Origin of the sequence: uncultured Ellagibacter sp. (genome assembly GCF_934636505.1) — a bacterium.
GTDB lineage: Bacteria > Actinomycetota > Coriobacteriia > Coriobacteriales > Eggerthellaceae > Ellagibacter.
This window is the reverse complement of the sequence record NZ_CAKUAL010000021.1, coordinates 22,669-29,193: the sequence shown is the minus strand read 5'-3', so window position 1 is coordinate 29,193 and position 6,525 is coordinate 22,669. Positions and strand designations below refer to the sequence as shown.

Sequence of the window (6,525 nt, the reverse complement as noted above, 5' to 3'; positions counted from 1 at the left end):
CAAACACCGGCTTGCTCCCGCCGATGGCAAGCCCCGCCGCCATACCGGCCGCGTTCTCCTCGCAAATGCCTACGTCGATGAAGCGATCGGGGAACTCCTTCTCGAAGTCGGTGAGGCCCGTGCCGCTTTCCATCGCGGCAGTGATCGCGACGATGCGCTCGTCGGCGCGCGCCTCGTCCAAAAGAGCCTTCCCGAACACCGAGGTATAGCTCGGCGCCTTCGCGGGCTTCTTTAGGGCCTTGCCCGTGGCGATATCGTAAGGACCCGTACCATGGAAACGCGTCGGCTCCGCCATCGCGGGACCGTACCCGGCGCCCTTCTTGGTGACCACGTGCATGAGCACCGGACCGTCAGAGGCCAGACACGTCGAGAGCATTTCCTTCAGCTCGTGGATATTGTGCCCGTCGACCGGCGTCGTGCACACGATGCCCAGCTGCTCGAAGATCATCGAGTGAGGAATGACGAACTGCTTCATCGATTCCTTCGCGTTGCGCCCGAAATGCATGAGGGCGCTGCCAAGAGCGCCCGATTGCTCCATGGCTTCCTGCACGCGGTCGCGCGTCGTGCGATACGACGATGACGTGCGCAAATAGCCAAGGTGCTTCATGAGCGCGCCGACGTTGCGCGAGATGGACATCTCGTTGTCGTTCAGGATGATGACCATGGGAAGCTGGGCCTGCCCGATGTAGTTGAGCGCCTCGAAGGCCATGCCTCCGCCTAACGCCGCGTCGCCGATGAGCGCGACGATCTTGTTCGTGCCGCCCGAAAGCGCTCGCGCCTTGGCAAGCCCCACGGCAATCGAAAGCGAGTCGGACGCGTGCCCGGAGGCGTGTACGTCGTATTCGCTCTCAGAGGGCTTCGGGAAGCCTGAAATGCCGTGGAACGTGCGCAGCGTGTCGAAGCAGTCGCGCCGCCCCGTCACGAGCTTGTGCGCATACGACTGGTGCCCCACGTCGAAGATGAACTTGTCTTCGGGGCAGTTAAGAAGGCTGTGAACTGCAAGGATAATCTCGACCGCGCCAAGGGACGACGCCACATGGCCACCCGTTTTAGAAGTGGTGGTGATGATCTGCTCCCTGATCTCGCGAGCAAGAATCGAAAGCTCATCGTCGGTGAGAAGTTTCAGGTCGGCAGGTGAATCGACCACGTCAAGTATGCGCTTATTCGCCATGATGCAAGAACTCCTCTTTTCCCCTCGCGCCTTCGTCGCAAAAGCGGTGCTATCGCGCAGTCGACGCCGCCTCGTCTTGGCGTGCAGCTGCCGCCTCGCCCTGGGAAGGCGAGCTTTGATCGTCGGATGCGTCGGCCTGGTCGGCCTGTTCGCCCTGCTTGGTTGTGAGGTTTGCAGCATCCTGCTCGAGAAGCTCCTCGGCGCCTTCCTCAGACAGATCGCATGCGGAAAGGCCGAGCTTCACCGCCTCCTCGTAGAGCGCGAGCGCTTCGTCAAGCGAGATGCCGGGCGCGCTTACCGCCTCGACGATTTCATCGAGGCGGTCGCGAACCTGATCGTACGATGCAACGTTAGAGTCCGACATTCGCCGGCTCCTCGGGAGCACAGGTCGGTTCCTCTGCTGCGCAAGCCGGCTCTTCGAGCGATGCGGCATCGGCCGAGGTATCCTCGCCTTCTGCCGCGGGCGCGTTCTCAACGGCGCCTTCGGATGCAGGCTGCTCGCCAGCGGTTTCAGCTGCAGAATCTTCTTCATTGGTCGGGAACGCGTAGGCCGCCAGGGCCTCTTCCTCTCGACGGCGCGCCGCCTCGGGATCTTTCGCGTCCTCCTCGAGCTGACGGGCAATGCGGCCCAAAACACCGTTCACGAAACGGGGCGACTCGTCTTCGCCACCGAAATCCTTCGCCAGTTCGACCGCTTCGTTGATGGCGACCGAGACCGGCACCTCGTCGACGAAGAGCATCTCGTACGTCGCCAGACGCAGGATGCAGCGGTCAACGATGGGCATGCGGTTAAGCTTCCAGTTCTCGGAGGTCGAATTGAGGCGCACGTCGATGGGGAGCATCTTCTCGTCGACGCCCTCGATCAGCCCGATCGCGTAGTCCGAAAGCGACTTGCCGTCGTCTTCGAGCACAAGGCCCGAATCGAGCAGGTCGGACGGACGCGTGCCCTTTATTTCACTGGTATAGAGCACCTGGAGCGCGCTTTGACGCGCAGCGGTGCGTTCATGTCGTCGTGATGCCATTGATCTCCTATTCGGCGAACTGGATGCCGTCGATGTAGACATCGACCGAGGCAACCTCGACGCCGACCTGGCTTGCCACCGCATCGGCCACAGCCTGGCGCAAGCTGGACGCGACCTCGGGAAGCACGAAGCCGTAGTAGACCTCGATGCGCACGGCGACTGCCAGTTTGTTGTCTTCGTTTACGGTGATTTCGATGCCCTGGGTCGACGGCTTCTGGCCGAACACGGCGCGGATGCCGCGGCCCTGAGCGCCCGCCGAGCCGACGCACGCAACGCCCTCGACCTCGCTGACCGCAATGGACACGATTGTTTCCACGACGCCCGGGGCGAGCGCCATACCTTCGACGTTCAACTCACTCATAACAAGTCTCCCATCTGGGTCTCGATGAAGTCAGTCGTGGCTTCACCCGCACGGAACACCTCGTTGTCGAGCACGCGACGGTGGAACGGCAACGTGGTGGCGATGCCTTCGATCTTGAACTCGTCGAGCGCGCGGCGACCGCGTGCAAGGCATTCCTCGCGATCCTGCCCGCTCACGATGACCTTCGCCACCATGGAGTCATAATACGGCGAAATAGAGGAGCCTTCGTGAACGTAGGTCTCCACGCGCACGCCCGGGCCCATCGGGGGCTCGAAGCGCGTGATCTTGCCCGGGCACGGACGGAAGCCGTGATCGGGGTCCTCGGCGTTGATGCGGAACTCCATCGCATGGCCGAAGGGGGTAAACGGAGCGCGATCGGCGCAGCTCATAGGTTCGCCAGCCGCAATTCGCAGCTGCTCTTTGATGATATCGGTGCCCGTGATCTGCTCGGAAACGGGATGCTCGACCTGCACGCGCGTGTTCATCTCCATGAAGTAGAACTTGCCCGTGGTGTCGAGCAGAAACTCGATCGTGCCGGCGTTTTTGTAGTCGACCGCGCGCACCGCTTTGATGGCTGCAACGCCCATCGCGCGACGCAGCTCCTCGGTAAGCACCGGGGACGGAGCCTCTTCGATGAGCTTCTGATGGCGACGCTGCACCGAGCAGTCGCGCTCGCAAAGCGCCACGTTGTTGCCGTGGTTGTCGGCGAGCACCTGCACCTCGACGTGGCGAGGGCGCAGCACGAGCTTCTCGAGGTACACTCCGTCGTTGCCGAACGCCGCACCCGCCTCGGCGCGAGCAGCCTTGTAGTGGGACTCGAGGTCGGCCGGGTCGTGCACTTCGCGCATGCCCTTGCCGCCGCCGCCTGCCGTGGCCTTGATGAGCACCGGGTAGCCGACTTCCTCAGCGAAGGTGCGCGCCTCCTCGACGGTGTCGATGCAGCCGTCGGAGCCGGGCACCGTGGGGACGCCGCAAGCCTTCATGGTCTCGCGAGCGGAGGACTTGTCGCCCATGCGCTCGATGCACTCGGCGGAAGGCCCGATGAACACGAGGTCGTTGTCAACACAGGCGCGGGCGAAGTCGGCGTTTTCAGCCAAGAAGCCGTAGCCGGGATGGATCGCCTCGGCGCCGGTAATCTTCGCCGCCTCGATGATGTTCGACATCACGAGATAGCTTTTATTCGCCTGAGCAGGTCCGATGCAAACCTTTTCGTCAGCGTAGCGAACCGGGTAGGTGTCCTCGTCGGCGGTCGAGTAAACCGCCACGGTCTTCACCCCGAGTTCCTTGCAGGCACGCATGACGCGCAGCGCAACTTCCCCGCGATTGGCGATGAGAATCTTCTTAAACATTATGACTGCTCCGAGACAAGCGGGGTCTTCGCATGCGGCTCGATGTAGAAGAGCACGGTGCCGAACTCAACCGGGGTGGCGTCCTCGACGCACACCTCGCGAACAGTGCCCATCTCCTCGGCGGTGATCTCGTTCATGAGCTTCATCGCCTCGACGATGCACAGCGTCTGATTGGCGGCAACCTCGTCGCCCACCTTGACGAACGGCGGCTCATCGGGGGCCGGTGCGGCATAGAAGGTGCCCACCATCGGCGCCTTCACGGCATACCAGTTGGCGGGGTGCTCGCTCTCCTGCGCGGGAGCGGGCGCCGCAGGGGCGGGAGCCACGGCAGCGGTAGGAGCCGCAGCGGGGACGGCGGCTGCCGCAGGGGCGGCCACAGCCTGGCCGGGCATGCGCACTGCGATGCGGGTGCCTTCCTCTTCGACTACGATTTCGCCGACGCCGCTTTCCTCGGCAACGCGAACCAGCTCGCGAATCTGATTGATATCCACGTAATCTTCCTCCTTGGTACCGCTCGATTCCTGCTCGAGCAAGAAGTCAACCTTCTCGGACGTGCGGTGCTTGCTCAGGTATGTGCGCGCCTCGTTGGGGAACAGCGCATACATGAGGACGTCTTCCTCGCTCTGCGCGAGGTCTCCGATTTCTTCCGCCACCTCGTCAAACGTCGTGGTGACGAGCGAACCGGGCGCAATATCGGGATCGAGGACGTCGGAGTTGCCCACGACCTTCTTCACGATTTCCTTGTCCATGCGGCCGGGTGCCTTGCCGTAGTAGCCGCAGATGTAGTCCTTCATCTCCTTGGACACGACGCTCCAGCGCTTGCCCGTGATCACGTTGAACACGGCCTGCGTGCCCACGATCTGGGACATCGGCGTGACGAGCGGCGGATAGCCGACCTCGGCGCGGACCTTCGGGATTTCGGCCATAACCTCGCCCAGGCGGTCCGTGGCGTTCTGGATTTCCAGCTGGCTCATGAGGTTCGACATCATGCCGCCCGGAACCTGGTGGGAATACACCTTCATGTGCGTGAGCGAGGAAACGCCGCGCTTGTAGTGGCAGCGCTTGCGCACGCCTTCCCAGTATTCCGCAATCTCGAACAGAAGACCCAGGTCAAGACCGGTATCGTAACGGCTCTCCTGGAGCGCCGCCGCAAGCATCTCGACGGCGGGCTGGGAGTTGCCGAAAGCGAGTGGCGCGGTCGCCGTGTCAACGATCGCGGCACCAGCCTCGGCGGCCTTGATGTAGTTTGCCGGGGCCATGCCGCCGACATAGTGGCAATGCAGGTGCAGGGGCAGACCGATTTCCGCATTGAACGCCTTCACGATGCGCTCGGTGCGATACGGCGTGAGCATGCCCGCCATATCCTTGATGCAGATGGAGTCGGCGCCCAGATCCTTGAGCTGTTGACCGTAGTCAAGGAAGCTATCAAGCGTGTGAACAGGGCTGATGGTATACGAGATGGCGCCTTCGAAATGCGCACCGCACTCCTTGATAGCGTCGGCGTTGTCCACCACGTTTCGAATGTCGTTCAGCGCGTCGAACACGCGGAACACATGGATGCCGTTTCGGTTGGCCGCCTTGATGAAGCGGTTGCAGATCTCGCGCGAGTAATGCTTGTAGCCAACCAAATTTTGTCCGCGAGAGAGCATCGAAAGCGGCGTGTTCGGGGTGTTCGCCTTGATGGAGCGCAGGCGCTCCCAAGGATTCTCGTCGAGGAAGCGCAGGCACGTATCGAACGTTGCGCCACCCCAAGCCTCGATAGCCCAATACCCTACTCGGTCCATCTTCGGCAGAATCGGCAGCATATCGCCGATCTGCATGCGCGTGGCCCACAAGCTCTGCTGGCCGTCACGGATGGTGGTATCCATAATTTGAAGCCGTGGCATGAACTCACACCTCCTTCGGTTGTTTAAGTCAAAGAACGAAATCAAAATTATAGGAGAAGGCCGCGCAAGCGGCCTTCTGGCATCCGAATTTCACGGACAAGCAACACATGAACGGGTAGGCGGCGCGAGCGCGCGGAGCAATGAGCGTAGTTCGTGCTTCACTGGGCGGGTTGGGCAAACTCGGCTGGGCGATTGGCGCGCCTGGCTTGACTATGCGCGGCTCGGAAGCTCGACGACCGCCTTCGCGAGCACGTGGCCCTCGATCGCACGGCGAAACTCGTTGAGGTAGTACCCCTCGGAAAGCCCCAGCTTGCAATCGAGCGCGTAGACGGCGAGCGTGTAGACATGCGTCTTATCGGGCGGCTGGGGGCCGCAATAGCGATTGAACACAGCAGGATTCGAGCTGCCGTGCGCCATCGGCGACCAGTTGGAGTTCGCGCCCTGGGTGCACGCGATGGCTCCCGTGCGCGAGGCATCTTCGGGAATGAACGTTGTCGACGGGTCGAAATCGCAGGCCAACCAATGAATCCAACAAAAGCCGCCCACGGGAATCGCGTCGAAGTCGATAAACGCGAGCGCAAGCGAGGCGCTACCTTCGGGCACCTCCTCTATATGGATGGGGAAAGAGCGCACGGGAAAGCCCTCGAGCCTGTCAGCCTCAGGCGCGTACTTCCCGAATCGATCGGACAGCAGATTCCCTTCAAGCTCGACGCTCACACGCATGGCAGGACCCCTT

Annotated in this window: 7 protein-coding genes; all 7 read right to left on the bottom strand. The window is 62.2% G+C overall.

The genetic code is table 11. The features are described 5' to 3' along the window. A partial coding sequence (gene dxs, locus Q0G18_RS04085; RefSeq protein ID WP_297149739.1) for a 1-deoxy-D-xylulose-5-phosphate synthase occupies window positions 1-1,171 on the bottom strand: 1,171 nt, incomplete at its 3' end. A gap of 49 nt (window positions 1,172-1,220) precedes the next feature. Then, on the bottom strand, window positions 1,221-1,535 hold the full coding sequence (locus Q0G18_RS04080) for an exodeoxyribonuclease VII small subunit (RefSeq protein WP_297149735.1): 315 nt from the start codon (window positions 1,533-1,535) through the stop codon (window positions 1,221-1,223). Then, on the bottom strand, window positions 1,522-2,193 hold the full coding sequence (nusB, locus tag Q0G18_RS04075) for a transcription antitermination factor NusB (RefSeq protein ID WP_297149732.1): 672 nt from the start codon (window positions 2,191-2,193) through the stop codon (window positions 1,522-1,524). Before nusB ends, Q0G18_RS04080 begins: the two co-directional genes overlap by 14 nt. Before the next feature lie 7 nt (window positions 2,194-2,200). Beyond that, complete coding sequence (locus Q0G18_RS04070; RefSeq protein WP_158048678.1) at window positions 2,201-2,554, bottom strand: Asp23/Gls24 family envelope stress response protein; 354 nt, start codon at window positions 2,552-2,554, stop codon at window positions 2,201-2,203. Continuing rightward, window positions 2,551-3,903, bottom strand: a complete 1,353-nt coding sequence (gene accC, locus Q0G18_RS04065; RefSeq protein ID WP_297149729.1) for an acetyl-CoA carboxylase biotin carboxylase subunit — start codon at window positions 3,901-3,903, stop codon at window positions 2,551-2,553. The genes Q0G18_RS04070 and accC overlap by 4 nt, the downstream gene beginning before the upstream one ends. Beyond that, window positions 3,903-5,789 carry an acetyl-CoA carboxylase biotin carboxyl carrier protein gene (gene accB / locus Q0G18_RS04060; RefSeq protein ID WP_296060526.1) on the bottom strand — a complete coding sequence of 629 codons (1,887 nt, stop codon included), beginning with the start codon at window positions 5,787-5,789 and terminating at the stop codon, window positions 3,903-3,905. Before accB ends, accC begins: the two co-directional genes overlap by 1 nt. Window positions 5,790-5,999: 210 nt before the next feature. Then, a complete protein-coding gene (locus Q0G18_RS04055; RefSeq protein ID WP_297149725.1) occupies window positions 6,000-6,512 on the bottom strand; it encodes a YbhB/YbcL family Raf kinase inhibitor-like protein in 513 nt (170 codons plus the stop codon). Between the last annotated feature and the right edge of the window lie 13 nt (window positions 6,513-6,525).